Source organism: Dehalococcoidales bacterium (assembly GCA_030698765.1).
Lineage (GTDB): Bacteria > Chloroflexota > Dehalococcoidia > Dehalococcoidales > UBA2162 > JAUYMF01.
In genome coordinates this window covers 1-15,111 of sequence record JAUYMF010000107.1, presented here as the reverse complement: position 1 = coordinate 15,111, position 15,111 = coordinate 1, and the positions used below count along the sequence as shown (strand labels likewise).

15 protein-coding genes are annotated in these 15,111 nt (G+C 53.5%); 12 read left to right on the top strand and 3 right to left on the bottom strand.

What is annotated here, in order from left to right:
- The 6 genes from Q8Q07_05350 to Q8Q07_05325 form a co-directional block, all read left to right on the top strand.
- The coding region (locus tag Q8Q07_05350; protein MDP3879715.1) for an MBL fold metallo-hydrolase at positions 1-1,140 on the top strand (1,140 nt) is incomplete at its 5' end.
- Between the two features lie 49 nt (positions 1,141-1,189).
- Positions 1,190-2,131: an aldo/keto reductase gene (locus Q8Q07_05345; GenBank protein MDP3879714.1), complete on the top strand. Its 942-nt coding sequence runs from the start codon at positions 1,190-1,192 to the stop codon at positions 2,129-2,131.
- Between the two features lie 202 nt (positions 2,132-2,333).
- Positions 2,334-3,557 (top strand): DNA polymerase IV, encoded by a 1,224-nt coding sequence (gene dinB / locus Q8Q07_05340; protein ID MDP3879713.1) that lies wholly within the window; start codon positions 2,334-2,336, stop codon positions 3,555-3,557.
- A 295-nt stretch (positions 3,558-3,852) separates the two neighbouring features.
- Positions 3,853-4,506: a 50S ribosomal protein L25 gene (locus Q8Q07_05335; GenBank protein MDP3879712.1), complete on the top strand. Its 654-nt coding sequence runs from the start codon at positions 3,853-3,855 to the stop codon at positions 4,504-4,506.
- A 143-nt stretch (positions 4,507-4,649) separates the two neighbouring features.
- Positions 4,650-5,591 (top strand): branched-chain amino acid transaminase, encoded by a 942-nt coding sequence (locus tag Q8Q07_05330; GenBank protein MDP3879711.1) that lies wholly within the window; start codon positions 4,650-4,652, stop codon positions 5,589-5,591.
- On the top strand, positions 5,591-6,226 hold the full coding sequence (locus Q8Q07_05325; GenBank protein ID MDP3879710.1) for a glycerol-3-phosphate acyltransferase: 636 nt from the start codon (positions 5,591-5,593) through the stop codon (positions 6,224-6,226). The genes Q8Q07_05330 and Q8Q07_05325 overlap by 1 nt, the downstream gene beginning before the upstream one ends.
- A 68-nt stretch (positions 6,227-6,294) precedes the next feature.
- On the opposite strand, the gene lexA is transcribed toward Q8Q07_05325, so the two are convergent.
- The 3 genes from lexA to Q8Q07_05310 form a co-directional block, all read right to left on the bottom strand.
- A complete protein-coding gene (gene lexA / locus Q8Q07_05320; protein MDP3879709.1) occupies positions 6,295-6,936 on the bottom strand; it encodes a transcriptional repressor LexA in 642 nt (213 codons plus the stop codon).
- Between the two features lie 120 nt (positions 6,937-7,056).
- On the bottom strand, positions 7,057-7,359 hold the full coding sequence (rpsT, locus tag Q8Q07_05315; GenBank protein ID MDP3879708.1) for a 30S ribosomal protein S20: 303 nt from the start codon (positions 7,357-7,359) through the stop codon (positions 7,057-7,059).
- 85 nt (positions 7,360-7,444) lie between these two features.
- On the bottom strand, positions 7,445-9,646 hold the full coding sequence (locus Q8Q07_05310) for a bifunctional (p)ppGpp synthetase/guanosine-3',5'-bis(diphosphate) 3'-pyrophosphohydrolase (GenBank protein MDP3879707.1): 2,202 nt from the start codon (positions 9,644-9,646) through the stop codon (positions 7,445-7,447).
- A 158-nt stretch (positions 9,647-9,804) separates the two neighbouring features.
- Between Q8Q07_05310 and Q8Q07_05305 the strand changes: the two genes are divergently transcribed.
- The 6 genes from Q8Q07_05305 to Q8Q07_05280 form a co-directional block, all read left to right on the top strand.
- Entirely contained in the window at positions 9,805-10,437 is a 633-nt protein-coding gene (locus Q8Q07_05305) for a hypothetical protein (GenBank protein MDP3879706.1), read from the top strand.
- Between the two features lie 15 nt (positions 10,438-10,452).
- A complete protein-coding gene (locus Q8Q07_05300; GenBank protein MDP3879705.1) occupies positions 10,453-11,508 on the top strand; it encodes a DDE-type integrase/transposase/recombinase in 1,056 nt (351 codons plus the stop codon).
- Between the two features lie 108 nt (positions 11,509-11,616).
- Positions 11,617-12,108, top strand: a complete 492-nt coding sequence (ybeY, locus tag Q8Q07_05295; GenBank protein MDP3879704.1) for an rRNA maturation RNase YbeY — start codon at positions 11,617-11,619, stop codon at positions 12,106-12,108.
- Entirely contained in the window at positions 12,105-12,701 is a 597-nt protein-coding gene (locus Q8Q07_05290; GenBank protein ID MDP3879703.1) for a flavodoxin family protein, read from the top strand. Before ybeY ends, Q8Q07_05290 begins: the two co-directional genes overlap by 4 nt.
- 99 nt (positions 12,702-12,800) lie before the next feature.
- Positions 12,801-14,699 carry an FAD-dependent oxidoreductase gene (locus Q8Q07_05285; GenBank protein MDP3879702.1) on the top strand — a complete coding sequence of 633 codons (1,899 nt, stop codon included), beginning with the start codon at positions 12,801-12,803 and terminating at the stop codon, positions 14,697-14,699.
- A 179-nt stretch (positions 14,700-14,878) separates the two neighbouring features.
- A partial coding sequence (locus Q8Q07_05280) for a ZIP family metal transporter (GenBank protein ID MDP3879701.1) occupies positions 14,879-15,111 on the top strand: 233 nt, incomplete at its 3' end.

The following is a 15,111-nucleotide window of genomic DNA, read 5'->3' as shown; positions in this document are numbered from 1 at the left end:
GCCCTGCCGGCCCTGCCGGGTACGATTATCGGCGGCGCTCTGGCGGGAGGTCTGGGACAGGTGTTTCTGCCCGCGGCCCAGGTTGTGGGCTGGGTAGCCTGGCTATTCACATCTTATCTGTTGCTTATGGTCAGGGTCTTTGCCGTTTACCCGCCGGTTGAAAGCGGCCCGGTTAATACCACACTGATACTGCTGTACTATTCGACGCTTGCCCTTATCATCTGGGCCGGCAGCCAGAGAAGGAAGCTGGCAGAGCTGATACCCGGGGCGCTTAACTCCTTCCCCGGATTATCAGTGCGCTGGGTTGTTTTTCCCCTAGCGGTGCTGGCTGTTCTGGTGCTGGCCGCCGCCACCATGCCCGATGATAACCTGCGTGTTAGCTTTCTCGACGTCGGGCAGGGTAACGCCATCCTGATTCAAAAAGGCAGCCAGCAGGTGCTGGTTGACGGCGGGCCGGACCCGCGGGCGATAAGCCTGGCTCTGGGGACGGAAATGCCCTTCTGGGACAGGACTATCGACCTGGTGGTGTTGACTCACCCCCATGCCGACCATCTTACCGGCCTGGTGGCAGTGTTAAAACGGTACCAGGTAAAGCGGGTGCTCTACCCCGATTCAGCCGATGACTCCCTCCTCTACAATGAGTGGTCCAGTATCATTGAGGAAAAGGATATCGCCCGCACTCCGGCCCGGGCCGGGCAGAGAATTAGGCTGGGAGAAGCCCTGATTGAGGTGCTCAATCCCCAAATGTCCCTTTTAACCGGCACTGAATCTGACATGGACAATAACGGTGTGGTGTTGCGCCTGGAGATGGATGAAGTCAGCTTTCTGCTAACCGCGGATATCATGCGGGAGGCGGAACTGGCACTGATTACCCGCCGGGCGGAACTGACCAGCACCGTGCTCGGGGTGGCCCACCACGGCTCGAGCACATCAACCACCGCCGGGTTCCTGGCGGTGGTTGATCCCCGCCTGGCTGTCATCTCGTTGGACAAGGACAACCGGTTTGGCCACCCCCATCTTGAGGTCTGGCAGCGGCTGGCACAGAAGCTGGGTCAGGGAAATATTTACCGCACCGATGAGCGTGGTATAATAGAGTTCACCACCGATGGAAACAGGCTCTGGGTGAAGGTAGAGCGGTGAGACATCTACAACCTGGGGAACCCGGTTAGATTAACAAAAGGAGGTCGTCATGGAATACCGTAATCTGGGGGGTTCGGGACTTAAGGTATCTGAGATTGGTCTGGGAGGCAATACTTTTGGGCCGAGAGCTGACGAGCCGACTTCGATTGCCATCATCAATCACGCTGTTGACATCGGCATCAATTACATTGATACCGCCGACATGTACGGGCGGGGAAGCTCCGAGGAGCTGGTGGGGAAAGCTGTAAAAGGGAAGCGTTCCCGGGTCGTTATCGCCACCAAGTTCGGACGGGAAATGGGTGACGGCCCCAACCAGAGAGGCGCGGCACGTTACTATATCATGAAAGCGGTTGACGCCAGCTTGAAGCGCCTGCAGACCGACTATATTGACCTCTACCAGATACACCTGCCCGACCCGGCGACTCCCATTGAGGAGACACTGCGCACCCTCGATGATCTGGTGCGGGCGGGTAAGGTGCGCTATACCGGCTGTTCCAATTTCGCTGCCTGGCAGCTCTGCGAGGCGATATGGGTCTCCCGTCTCCATAACCTGGAGCACTTTATCACGGTGCAGCCGCGCTATAACCTGCTGGACAGAACGATAGAAGCCGAGCTTGTCCCCTGCTGCCGGGCTTATAATATCGGCGTTATCCCCTGGGGGCCGCTGGCCGGGGGTTTCCTCACGGGAAAATACCGCCAGGGTGAAGCCGCGCCGCCTGATGCGCGCCTGGTACGGCCGATGGCGCTCTATGGGGAGGTCTTTACCGGGACTAACTGGAGTAAACTGGCCAAACTGGAGACCTTTGCTGCCGAGCGCGGACACACTGTGGGCGAGCTGGCTATAAGCTGGCTGCTGAGCAAGCCCTGGGTAAGCAGTATCATCGCCGGGGCGAAGACGGTGGAGCAGGTATCGGCCAATGCCGCCCCCGCCGACTGGAAGCTGACGGCGGAGGAAATGGCTGATGTGGAGGCAATCTGCCCGGTGGAGTAGAGAGAAAACCTCTAAATACTAATATCTAAACTCTAAACAAATTCAGATTACTGAGGGTCAAAATTCAAAAATTTCGGTCATTTTGGATTCGAATTTAGGTATTGTTTAGAATTTCGTGCTTGGGATTTAGTGTTTTCTAGATATAATTTGTAGCTATTTAGGATGTTTTGTTGAAGCCGGGTATGAGTGGAGGGTTAAAGATATGGCAAAAACCACCATCATGCACGTTGACATGGATGCTTTCTTTGTCTCCGTAGAACAGGTGCTCAATCCTGAGCTGCGGGGCAAACCGGTGGTGGTGGGGGGCAGGCCCGGAGGGAGGGGGGTGGTTGCCGCCGCGTCCTATGAAGCCCGGGCGTTCGGCTTGCACTCGGCGATGCCCCTGAAAACGGCCAGTCGCCTTTGCCCGCAGGCTATCTTCATCGAGGGCAGCTTTGCCCGGTACCGTGACGCCTCGAAGCAGTTCATGGCGATACTTGCCGATTTTTCGCCCTTCCTGGAGCCGATGGGGCTTGATGAGGCTTATCTGGATGTCACCGGCTTTGAGTCTCTCCACGGTTCCATCCACCGGATGGCGGTATCAATAAAGCAGCGTGTTAGAGATGAACTGGGACTCTGTGCCTCGATTGGTATCGCCGGTTCCAAAGTGGTGGCCAAGGTAGCCTCCGAATTGTCCAAGCCGGACGGACTGATTGAAGTGGCTCATGGAGAAGAACCTTCCTTTCTGGCGTCGTTACCTGTCAGCAGGCTGCCGGGAGTAGGCAAGAAGGCGGAGCAGGTGCTAAAGGGACTGGGGATTAAGACCATCGGGGAACTGGCTGCCGCCCCGCCGAGCGTTCTGAAAAGCCATTTTGGCTCTTCAGGTCTCTTTCTGCAGCAGCGGGCCAAGGGTATCGACAATAGTAAGGTAGAGCTTCCCGGCGCCGCCAGGTCCATCAGCCGGGAGACTACCTTCGCCGAGGACACGGGAGACCGTTCCCTGCTGCAGGCGACGCTGCGCTACCTCGGTGAGAAGGTGGGGGCTGATTTAAGGGAAAAAGGCAAACAGGCAAGGTGCGTGGTGCTCAAGCTGAGGTACGCCGACTTTACCACCATTACCCGCAGCCACACCCTGCCCCGGCCCATTGACAGCGACCAGGCGATATTTGATACCGGAGCCAGGCTGCTGGGGAGGGAGATCTCCCCGGGTAAACAGGCAGTGCGCCTGATTGGTATCGGGGTATCGGGACTGGTGGAGGCGGGCGGGCAACTGGCGATGCTGGACTCATCCGCTCAGAGAATAAAACAGCTTAACAAGACTATTGACCGCATCCGCAAGAAGTACGGCTTCACCGCCATCCAGACCGGCCGCACCCTGCTCCTGAAAGACCTCTTCCCGGAAAGCGATAAAGGCTACACCCTGCACACCCCGAGTTTATCGAGGTAGAAAATAAGTAAGCTAGCTTTTTATTTCTCATGGTATTTTCCCCTCGAATCTTACCAAATATACTCCTGCCCTACTTTAAGTCTGGCCAATTAGCGGGCGTCCAAGAGGGGCGCAGCCCCTCTTCTCTAATCTTCCCCCTCTCCTTAAAAGGAGAGGGGGACTGAGGGGGTGAGGTTTCCTATTATTATGCTATAATAGGTCAGTATTAGACGGCTTCTACCGGGCGCTATATATAACATCATTGAAATAAATTCCGTTTTGCGGTATAAAGATATCAGCGAGAAGGGGGGATTGAATGGAACAGATAGAATTAGAGGTTGCCAGCCGGGAAGTCCTCGGTAAAAAGGTCAAGGTTCTGCGCCGCCAGGGGATTACCCCGGTACATGTCTTCGGGCACGGCATCGAATCAATGGCGCTGCAGTGCGCCACTCCTGAATTACGCCGGGTGCTGGCTGAAGCCGGACAAAGCCGGCTAATCAACCTCAAACTGAACGGAGAAAAGACTCCGCGGACGGTCATGGTGCGTGAGATCCAGAGAGAGCCACGCACCGGAAAGTCCGTACATGTTGATTTTTACCAGGTACAAATGGCCGAGAAGCTGAAGGTGGAAGTACCAATCGTCTTTGTCGGCGAGTCGCCGGCGCTGAAGCTAAAAGAGAATATGCTGGTGCACGATCTCAACAAACTGGAGGTCGAGTGCCTGCCGGGTAATATTCCGGCCAGTGTGGAATTGGATATCAGTTCCCTGACGGATGCAGACCAGGAGATACGGGTGGAGGATATCAATCTGGGTGAGGGAGTGACCATTCTTACCGACCCGGAGCAGATAGTGGTCAAGATTGTTTTGCGGCATATTGAGAAGGAAGAAGAAGTGAGAGGGGCAGCCGGGGAAGCCGTAGTCAGGGCTGAAGAGGCGACTCCGCCGACTGAGGAGGAGTCAAAAGACTAACGGCTCCTCTCATTAAGGTTGAAATAAACACCGGCAGGACTGTGGAATAGAAAGTCCGTAATCCTGATTTTACCTGAATGCGCTTGCTTTCTGTCCTGAGAGTAACTATAATAAAGCCCATTCAGGAGAGGAGAGTATCAGAAATGCCATCTTATGCTTTTTTTCACAACGAGTTTGTTCCCCTGTCCGAAGCTAAGATAGGAGTAATGACCCACGCCCTGCACTACGGTACGGCTCTTTTTGAGGGTATCCGGGGTAACTGGAACAGCGAGCAGGAGCAGATTTATATTTTCCGTATTCAAGAACACTATGAGCGGCTGCTTAACGGCTGCCGGGTGCTCAAGATTGATATTCCTTATACTATCGAAGAGTTGAGCCGGATAACGGTGGAGCTGGTCGAGAAGTGCGGTTTCCGGGAGGATATCTATATCCGCCCCCTGGCTTATAAAAGCTCCGAGGCTCTGGGTGTCCGTCTCCATGACCTGGAAAATGATTTCCTGGTCTTTGCCATTCCCTGGGGACGCTATCTGGACGTGGATAAAGCCCGTTGCGGCATTTCTTCCTGGCGGCGTCCTGATGATAACGTGATTCCTCCCCAGGTCAAGATTACCGGCATCTATGTCAATAATGCCTTTGCCAAGACTGAGGCTATCGAGAACGGTTTTGATGAAGCGATTATGCTCTCCCCCAATGGCTATATCTCCGAGGGGACGGGCGAGAACATCTTCCTGGTTATTGATGGCAAACTGGTCACCCCGGCCAGCTATAATAGCATCCTCATCGGCATCACGCGTAACACGGTACTGGAGCTGGCGCGTAATGAACTCGGCCTGGAAACGGCGGAGAGACAGGTTGACCGCAGTGAGCTTTATACCGCGCAGGAGTGTTTTCTTACCGGTACGGCAGCTCACATTACTCCAGTCTGTGAGATGGACCACCGCCGGATAGGTAACGGCGAAATCGGCGAGATAACCAGAAAGTTGCAGCAGCTATATTCTGATGTAATACGGGGCAGAAACCCGAAATATCTTGCCTGGTGTACCCCGGCTTATAAAAAGAGCCCGATAACCGAAAGAAGCAAGTGATGATTAATGGGCTTGTCGCCATCATTATCGCTTACCTGCTGGGCTCTATCCCGTCATCATACATCATCACCCGCCTGAAAACCGGCAAGGATATTCGCAAGCTGGGTGGCGGGAATGCCGGAGCACGTAACGTCTACCGGGAAGTGGGACTGGCGGCGGCTATCCCGGTAGCTGTTTTTGATATCGGTAAGGGGGCGGCCGCAGTGGCGATAGCCTACTGGGGATTGGAGGCCCTGCCGGTTTACGTCATGGCTGCCGGACTGGCGGCGGTTGCCGGTCACATATGGTCTGTCTATTTGAAATTCACCGGCGGTAATGGCCTGGCAACGACTATCGGCGTCTTATCCCTGCTGATGAGCCGGGAATTGCTGATTATTTTGGGTATAATGCTGGCGCTCACTGTTTTTACCCGTAATCCTATCCTGTCGTTGAATATCGGTCTGCTCTCCCTGCCGGTTTCCGCCTGGTTCCTGGAGAAATCATGGCTGTATGTTATCTTCGCCATCTGGCTGATAGTGATAATGGCGATTAATTTTGTCCCCATAGCCAAAGCGGCTTTAGCCGGAGCCGGCAGCCGAGAAAGACTCTTCACCGAGCTATTGCGCATTAAAAAGGCGGGTAAAGAAAAGGGTTAATCCGCTCTCTCCGGTCAGTTTGGCCAGGGGCATCAGGTAGACGATAGCGGATAATCAGGGTAAGCTGGTCAGGCTAGTTGCCTGATGACGCTGATGACCCTCCCCTGAATCTCCACATTATCCGGGTCAGCATATATCGGTCTCATCCGGCTGTTAGCCGGCTGAAGCCGGATACGGCCCGGCTCACGGTAGACCTTTTTCAAAGTGACCTCTTTCTCAGATTTTAGCCAGACGGCGGCCATTTCCCCGTTCTCCACCACGTTCACCGGCTGCATCAGGACGATATCCCCATCGTTAATAAGGGCATCCACCATTGATGAACCCCTGACTTTGAGAGCAAAGACCCCTGACTTATTGCGGATTAAGTCTGCCGGGACTTCCATAGTCTCCGAGGAAGCAATTGTATCCCAGGTATCAGGAGCAGGCACCGGTATTGGCCTACCGGCGGCAATCTGACCCAGGATGGGTACCTGGAGACTATCCCGTGGCGACAGGTGACGGGATAGTAATTCGATACCGCGTGAGACTCCCGAGTGGCGCCTGATATGCCCCTGTCTCTCCAGAATATTGAGGTTGTAATCCACGACCGATGTCGAGCTAATATTACACCCGTTGACTATGTCCCTGACCGTCGGCGGATAGCCCCGGTCTGCCCAGAAACGGCGTGTGAAGTCGATAATTTTTTGCTGCCGGGGGGAGAGCGTTTTCACCTGTTACCTCATAGCCTAAAGCATATAGCGAACGTGTGTTCTAAACAAGAATAAAACCAATCCCGTTTTTTGTCAAGCCTTCCGGCCGGGATTGGTTATCCGTCTGGTTTCCTGAGCAGGCTACTCGGTCTTTGGAGCTATATCTTTAGCCGCGGAAGACACCTGAGACTGGTTTAGCTTCTTCATCAGGCGGGACTTACGCCGGGCAGCATTATTAGGATGAATAATTCCCTTCTCCGCCGCCCGGTCCAGGGAACTGACCGCTACGGTTACCGCCTTCTGAGCTGCCGGAGAATCCCCGGAGAAGATGAGCTTCTCTGCCTTGTTGATGTTGGTCTTGCACAGGCTATTAATGGACTTGTTGCGTAACCGTTTTCTGGCCGCGGTACGCATTTCTTTTTGAGCTGATTTGGTGACTGGCAATATTTACCTCCATTGGTTTTAATAAACTCTGTCCTTGCACTGTAGTATTGTAGCACACAATACTCGGTTCAGGAATAACATATCATCAGGTGCGGGCAGTATCGGGTTGAGGGCTGGCCCTGGCTGCCGCCTCATCCCCTATTCTGGTAGCACTTATCACCTCCTGGACCCCCTCGATTTTTGACAGGAGCCGGCTTAATTGAGCCAGGTTGGCTGTCTCCAGGGTAAGGTATGTTGATATCGTATGGTCGGGGTTATTGGTCAAGCTTACGGAAGTAATGTTGATTTTCTCTTCGGCGACCAGGGTGGTGATATCACGCATCAAACCTACCCTGTCCCAGGATTGTACTTGAATTATGACCGGATAAAGCGAATCACTTTCTCCCCACTCCACCGGAATCAGCCTGTCCTTCTCGTCCTCATGAATCACGTTATGGCAGTCCTGGCGGTGAACGGTTACCCCGCGACTTCGGGTAACATAACCGATAATATTATCTCCCGGTACCGGATGGCAGCACTGCGCCAGTTGGGTCAGTAAATCTCTCGTCCCCCGTACCTTAATCGCTGATGAGGTCTGTTTGGGCGGGGTAACCTCGGTTATCCTCGGTTGCTGCTGCTGAGTAGCCAGCTTCATGGCAATCTGGTGGGTAGTAATGCCCCCGTAGCCGATGGCCGCGTAAAAATCATCCAGGTTATCGTGCTTAAACAGGCGGGCGATTCTCTCCTTTTCGTTCAAGGGGATGCCCAGTTGCCGCATCGCCTTTTCCAGAAGCTCCTGACCGCGCTCGATGTTCTCCGTTCGCTCCTGTTTCTTGAACCATTGCCGTATCTTTTCCCGGGCGTGAGACGTTTTGATATAACCCAGGACAGGATTCAGCCAGTCCCGGCTCGGCCCCCGGCTGGTTTTGGTTGCCATAATTTCAACAGCATCACCATTATTGAGCTGATAATTGAGTGGTACCAGCCGGCCGTTGACTTTAGCCCCAATGCAACGGTGCCCCAGGTCAGTGTGCACCCGGTAGGCAAAATCAAGCGGGGTAGAGCCTTTGGGTAGCTCTTTTATCTCTCCTTTGGGGGTGTAGACAAAAACCTGGTCAATAAAGATGTCAGTCTTCACTGATTCGAGGAACTCTTCCGCCCCGCTCAGTTCCCGGTGCCACTCTACTAGCTGGCGCAACCAGCCTATTTTCTCCTCAAAGTGCAAATCCTTCTTTTCACCCTCTTTGTAACGCCAGTGGGCGGCTACGCCGAATTCGGCAGTGCGGTGCATTTGCTGGGTACGAATCTGTATTTCCAGGGGGATCGTTCCCTGGCACATGACGATGGTATGTAAAGACTGGTACCCGTTTTGCTTGGGATTGGCAATGAAATCATTGAACTGGTCGGGCAAAGGATGCCATAAATTGTGCACGATACCCAGGGCGCTGTAGCAGTCGGATATGCTTTCCACCAGTACCCTCACCGCGAGCAGGTCATAAATATCGCTAAAATCTTTGCCCAGAGTCGCGTATTTTTCCATTTTCTGATATATGCTGTAGATATGCTTGGGCCTGCCGGAGACATCAGCTTTAATCCCGGCCCGGTCAAACTCCTGCTGTAAAATCTGAATTACCTGGGTGATAAATCTCTCCCGCTCAATACGACGGCTGGCGAGTAGCCGGGTAATCTGCTGGTATTTTCTTGGTTCCAGATAGCGGAAAGATAAGTCCTCCAGTTGCCATTTTAGCTCCCATATTCCCAGGCGGTGTGCCAGGGGAGCGTATATCTCGGCGGTCTCCTGAGCGATGCTACGCCGCTTATCATGGGACAGGGCATTTAATGTCTGCATATTATGCAATCTGTCAGCCAGCTTGATAAATACCACACGGAGGTCTTCCGCCATCGCCACCAGCATTTTTCTCAGGTTTTCTGCCTGCGCCTGTTTGGCGGCGGTGTTTCCTCTTTCTACTACCTCTCCTGATACCTGGAGAGTGAGCCTGCCCAGCTTGGTCACGCCGTCAACCAGCCTGGCTACCTCCGGGCCAAACCTGGATTCAACCTCGGCAATGGTTACCCCGCAATTCTCGGGCACATCATGCAGGAGAGCCGCCACCAGGGAACTGGTATCAAGTTGCAGTTCCGCCAGGGTCAGCGCTACCTGCAACGGGTGTTCCAGATAAGGCTCGCCCGATTTGCGCAGCTGGCCTTCATGCGCCTTCATGGCGAAGTCATAAGCCTGCCGGATAGTAGCTATCTTCTCCGGTGGAAGATAGCTCTGAACTATATCAAAGAGTTGATTGGGACCCATTGAACCGCCCTCACCAGTGCCTGATACTACTGCCTAATAGTATAGCGCAAGGGAGTCAATCGTGCAAAACCCGGGGCAAAGTTCACTCTTCATACTTGTATTAGGCACAACCTAGTGCCCTCCTGCCTGCAAGGAATAAAGCAGGCAGGAGGGCAACTATGGCGTGGCTTCAGTATATGGGTAAATGGTTACTCACGGCCTCCCCTATCCCTATTAGAGTTACGGAAGTCATTGTTTTGGTTCTTACGCTTGTGGGACTTGCTGTCCATCAAGTACGTCCCCAATGGGTGGCTAGAATGGATAAGTTAGTGTGGCAGCTCCCATTAAGTTTACTGATTGCAGTATTGTTAATTAGTTTAGTATGGTCATCCTACGATATGTACAAGAAACAATCAGAGCAAATAGAAGATTTGATGAAACAACTGGAACAAGCACGTAGCCAAGTTTACCCGTCAGTGGCTTCACTCATGCTATCTAGTTATTTCAGGGACGTAGATGTACCGCTTGCCGAATTTGGTCGTATTAGCCCAATTCTTGAGGGTAAAACTTTTGAAAATAGTAGAATACATGGGCCTGTTGTGCTTCTTGTAGGTGAAGGCACAACTATAACGTCGAGTTCCTTCACCGGAGACCCAGAAGCCAGTTTTATTGTCACTACTAACAAGCATGTATCTGGAGTCTTACAAACTAAAAGAACTACGTTTATTAATTCCCGTTTTGACGGTGTCAGTTTTATCGGTGACCAAGAATTGATAGACAGGATTAAAAAGGGATTTGATATTAATCCTTAGATAGCGAGGTGTGTTATGAGCTATATACGCTCTAAAGAAATCCCGCCCGGTTCCGGTAACTGGTATAACTACGAAGTTAAGGGTATCCGGCAGGGTAAGAAGGTCAGGCAAAAAGTAATTCGGTATATAGGCAGAGTGGAATCTGATTATTCCCCGCTTTCAGGCGGACGTATGCCTATATCGTTAGCATCTACTCTTGAAGAGCCTGCTACTCCGCTTGAAGACAAGGCCAATGTCTTTAAGATGAAAACACCTTCAAGGCAGATAGCATCCGCTATGGGTATGTACTACGGTGGTATGTCCCTTGATGCTATCCAGCAACAATTCAAACAAGACCATGACTTAGACATGAGCGAAAGCAACTACTGGAATTGGGTAACACGGTTTACCAAAGAAGCTATCAAGCAGACAAAGAGGTTTAAGCCTGAAGTCGGGGATACTTGGGTAGCAGACGAAACCTACATGAAGCTAGGCAAGCGTAATGTCTACTTCTGGGATATTATTTGTCCTGAGACTAATTACATTCTGGCTACTCACGTATCATTTACCAGAAGTGGCAGGGATGCCGCGCAACTAATGAAACTGGCAGAGGAAAGGGCGGGCAAAGTTCCTAAAGTGGTGGTCACGGACAAGCTGGCATCATATATTAGCGGGATAGAGGAAGCATGGGGGGCGGATACAAAACACGTTCAGGGGGGGCCGTTCAAGACCGTATCCAGTGGTGAATCAACGGCAGAAATAGAGCGGTTTCACAGGACGCTTGAGCAAAGGGCAGAGGTATTCCAGAAGTATAAGGATATTGCCAGCATCAAGCTATTAACTGACGGGTGGCTAATCAACTACAACTTCTTTAAGCAGAACGAAGGATGCGGAAATATACCGCCTGCTCAAGCTGCCAGCAAGGTAGTTCCCTGTAAAGACTGGAATGATATAGTCATTCCCGAAGGTGCGCCCGATAACGATTATCAAGTCAGGCTATCCCGCAGGAAGTCGGTTAAGAAGGGTAGTCCAGTTATGGATGCTACACTGACCCCGATTGAAGCCCCTAATGGAGTTGTGCCTAATGGGTAAGCAACGATTGTACTTTGCCAAACCTGGGGTAGTGTATCATACACTACCAAACCCGGTACCACCCAAATAATCCCCCGAACTGGTTTGAGGGCTTTTTCAGGCTATGCTATGATGATAGAACCGATGGAAATTAACGTTTTGTTTGATGAAGGCATGGAGGACTCCATTGAAGCAGACTGGCTGGAGAGGGTGGCCGGGAAAGTGCTGGCTGCCCAGGGCATCGAATCCGGCGTTGAGATGGGCCTGGTCATCGTCGGGCAGGAAAAGATACAGCAACTGAACCGGGATTACCTGGAAGAGGATGAGCCTACTGACGTCCTTTCCTTCGCTATGCTTCCCGAACCCCTGGCTCAGGATGTCACTCCCTTCATTGTCCCTCCGGATGGAGTCCGTCACCTCGGGGAGGTAATTATCGCTTACTCCCAGGCTGTCATCCAGGCTGAGGAGCACCGCCATTCGGTCAAAAAAGAGGTGGCGCTGCTCATTATCCACGGTGTGCTCCACCTTCTGGGCTATGACCATGACGAGCCGGATTCGGAGCGGGAGATGAAAGCCAGGGAAGCGGCAATACTGGATGATATCGAAGAGGAGTTGCAGTGAGAGTCCTCGGCATTGCCGGCAGCCCGCGGCGGGGAGGGAATACTGACCTGCTCCTGGCTGAAGTGATGCGCGGCGCCGCCAGCAGGGGGGCTGAAGTGAAAACCCTGTTCATCTGCGACCTTGATATCGCTCCCTGCCAGCATTGCGATGCCTGTTTGAAGAAGGGGGAATGCAAAATCGATGATGATATGCAGATGGTCTACCGGGAGCTGGAGCAGGCAGACCGGGTGGTGCTGGCTTCTCCCGTTCATTTTATGGGCGTAACTGCCCAGTTGAAGGCGATGATTGACCGCTGCCAGGCGCTGTGGGCACGGAAATATGTCCTCAAAGTGCCGCCCCTGGGTGACCGGCGGCAGCGGAAAGGACTATTTGTTTCCGTTGGCGGGCGCAGAGTGGCTAACGTCTTTGAAGCATCTCTGATTGTAGTCAAGAGCTTATTCATCGTGCTTGATATCGCTTATGCCGGTGAGCTGCTGTTCCCTGATATAGATGAAAAGAGGGCCATCAGGAAACACCCCGATGCTTTGCGCCGGGCTTTCCTGGCGGGACAGAAGCTGGTGGAGGATGAGCCTGCTGAATCGCCAGAGAAGTAACCAGATTCCAAATTCCGGCTCACTGCCGGATTATTTCTTGCCGTTAGAAAATAACTTCTGCTAGACTGGGTAAATAAATGTTGTATGAGGGGGAACACAATGAAACTCTTTGAGCCGATAACAATCCGGGGAGTGGAGTTCAAGAACCGGGTGGTAATGCTGCCGATGATGGTGGGGATGGGACTGCGGGGTTCCCGGTCGAGGGCTTACTATGTAGAGCGGGCCAGAGGCGGCGCCGGGGCTATCATCATGGCCGGCATCTCCGTAGACCTGTTTGTCTCCGATGAGGCCTGGGGCGAGAAGGGGGCTGTCGCCTCTTTCCTTGAAGGGGTACGCCCGCTGACTGATAGCGTTCATGAGACCGGAACCAGGATAGGCGTGCAGTTCTGGCATGGTAACCGCTATCCCGCCGGTATCGGCACCGCCCAGGACACGCGCGGCGCGCTGGTAGCTCCTTCCGCCGTTGATGACAAGCGTGAGCTTACCCTGACTGAGATAGAAGATATTATTGACCGGTTCGCCACGGGCACGGCTAACGCCCGCCAGGCTGGTTTTGATTTTATTGAAGTTCACGGCGCTCACGGTTACCTGCCCGGTCAGTTCTTCTCCGGGGCGACCAATCACCGCCAGGACAAGTACGGGGGTGACCTGACCCGGCGCATGCGCTTCGGCACGGACCTGATTAAAGCGGTGCGGGCTAAAGTGGGTGAGGACTTCCCCCTCTTCTACCGGGTGGGTGTCATTGAAGACATACCCGGCGGCGTAACCATCGAGGAGAGCGCCCACTTCGCCGCGGAACTTGAGAAAGCGGGCACCGATGTCATCGATATCTCGACGGGGCGCATGGCCAGAACGGGTAGCGTCGCCACTCCCGAAGCCGGCGAGCCTCAGGGTACCTTTGCCCTTTATGCCGAGGTCATCAAGCGGCAGGTAAAGATACCGGTCGTTGCCGTCGGGCGCATCAAAACACCCGCCATCGCCGAGGAAATACTGTCGCAAGGCAGGGCGGACCTTATCGGCGTCGGCCGCCAGCTGATTGCTGACCCCTACTGGCCGGAGAAAGCGGCCAGTGGCCGGATTGAGGATATCATACCCTGTATCAGTTGTAATGTGTGCTCTGAGGCTCGGGCAACCGGCAATCTCCGCTGTTCGGTGAATGCCCGTACCGGTAGAGAAAGCCAGTTGAACATCGAACTGGCGGCAAAACCAAAGAAAGTCATGGTGATTGGCGGAGGTCCGGCGGGTATGGAAGCGGCGCGGGTGGCGGCGGTGCGGGGACACAAGGTCACTCTCTTCGAGAAGGAAGGGCAGCCCGGCGGGCAGCTTGTTGCCGGGGCAATGCCCCCGACCAAAGAAGAACTGGCGGCACTGAACAGCTACATGTCCCGTCAGCTCCAGAAAAACGACGTTGCGGTCAGACTGAATACCGGGGTTACCCCTGAGCTGGTGGAAAAGGAGAAACCGGATGCCGTTATCATCGCCACCGGTTCTGTGCCGTTCCTGCCGGAAATACCCGGTATCAATAGTAAACATGTGGTACAGGCTGTCGACATACTTTTAGGTAAAGCGGATACTGGTCAGAAGGTGGTGATTATCGGCGGGGAGCTGGTGGGCTGTGAGACGGCTGATTTCCTCGCCGGTCAGGGAAAGCAGGTGACCGTGGTACGGCGCGGCCCGGAGATGGCGGCCACCATGGTCGCCAACAACCGCCGCACCCTGCTCTCCCGCCTGGAAAAGCAGGGTGTACGCCTTATCACCGGCGTGAAAAAGTATGAGGCGATAACGGAGGATGGCCTAGTCATGATTGATAGCGAAGACAAGCAGCAGACGCTGGAAGCTGATACCATCGTCCTGGCGGCGGGCGCTGTTGCCGATAACCGCCTGGCAAAGGCTCTGGAGGGGAAGGTCGCCGAAATCCACCTGGCTGGCGACTGCGTTGAGCCGAGGCGTATCGTTGATGCGGTCTATGATGGCGCGCGCCTGGCTGCTGAGATATAAGGAAAGTGAACGTGTCTGACCTTAGCCGGGTATAAAGGGAGGCGGGTTTAGCCTAATCAGGGTAGTGATGGTAAAAAGGCCGGTCTTCAGATGTGTTGACCGTATGGTTACCTTACTATACTATGAATAACCTGTCCGGAAGTTATTATTGTTTAAGTAATTGACTCAAGGGAGATTGTATGGTCTGGTTCTATGTGCTCGGCAGCGTGGTTGTGGTCAGCCTGTTATCACTGGTAGGTATCGCTTTTCTCTCCGTTGACAGGGAAAGACTGGAGAGGATATTACTTTTTCTCATCAGCTTCGCGGCCGGCGCCCTGGCCGGGGATGCCTTCATCCACCTCATACCGGAAGCCTTCGAAGAGCTGGGTACCGGCTTACTGACTCCATTGCTGATTATTGCCGGTATGCTGGC

What these genes read in the sequence shown, in the direction of transcription:
- Q8Q07_05345 (MDP3879714.1), top strand. Translation starts at nt 1,190, where the DNA reads ATGGAATACCGTAATCTGGGGGGTTCGGGACTTAAGGTATCTGAGATT.
- ybeY (MDP3879704.1), top strand. Translation starts at nt 11,617, where the DNA reads ATGATGATAGAACCGATGGAAATTAACGTTTTGTTTGATGAAGGCATG.
- Q8Q07_05335 (MDP3879712.1), top strand. Translation starts at nt 3,853, where the DNA reads ATGGAACAGATAGAATTAGAGGTTGCCAGCCGGGAAGTCCTCGGTAAA.
- Q8Q07_05300 (MDP3879705.1), top strand. Translation starts at nt 10,453, where the DNA reads ATGAGCTATATACGCTCTAAAGAAATCCCGCCCGGTTCCGGTAACTGG.
- Q8Q07_05285 (MDP3879702.1), top strand. Translation starts at nt 12,801, where the DNA reads ATGAAACTCTTTGAGCCGATAACAATCCGGGGAGTGGAGTTCAAGAAC.
- dinB (MDP3879713.1), top strand. Translation starts at nt 2,334, where the DNA reads ATGGCAAAAACCACCATCATGCACGTTGACATGGATGCTTTCTTTGTC.
- Q8Q07_05310 (MDP3879707.1), bottom strand. Translation starts at nt 9,646, where the DNA reads ATGGGTCCCAATCAACTCTTTGATATAGTTCAGAGCTATCTTCCACCG.
- Q8Q07_05325 (MDP3879710.1), top strand. Translation starts at nt 5,591, where the DNA reads ATGATTAATGGGCTTGTCGCCATCATTATCGCTTACCTGCTGGGCTCT.
- Q8Q07_05330 (MDP3879711.1), top strand. Translation starts at nt 4,650, where the DNA reads ATGCCATCTTATGCTTTTTTTCACAACGAGTTTGTTCCCCTGTCCGAA.
- Q8Q07_05305 (MDP3879706.1), top strand. Translation starts at nt 9,805, where the DNA reads ATGGCGTGGCTTCAGTATATGGGTAAATGGTTACTCACGGCCTCCCCT.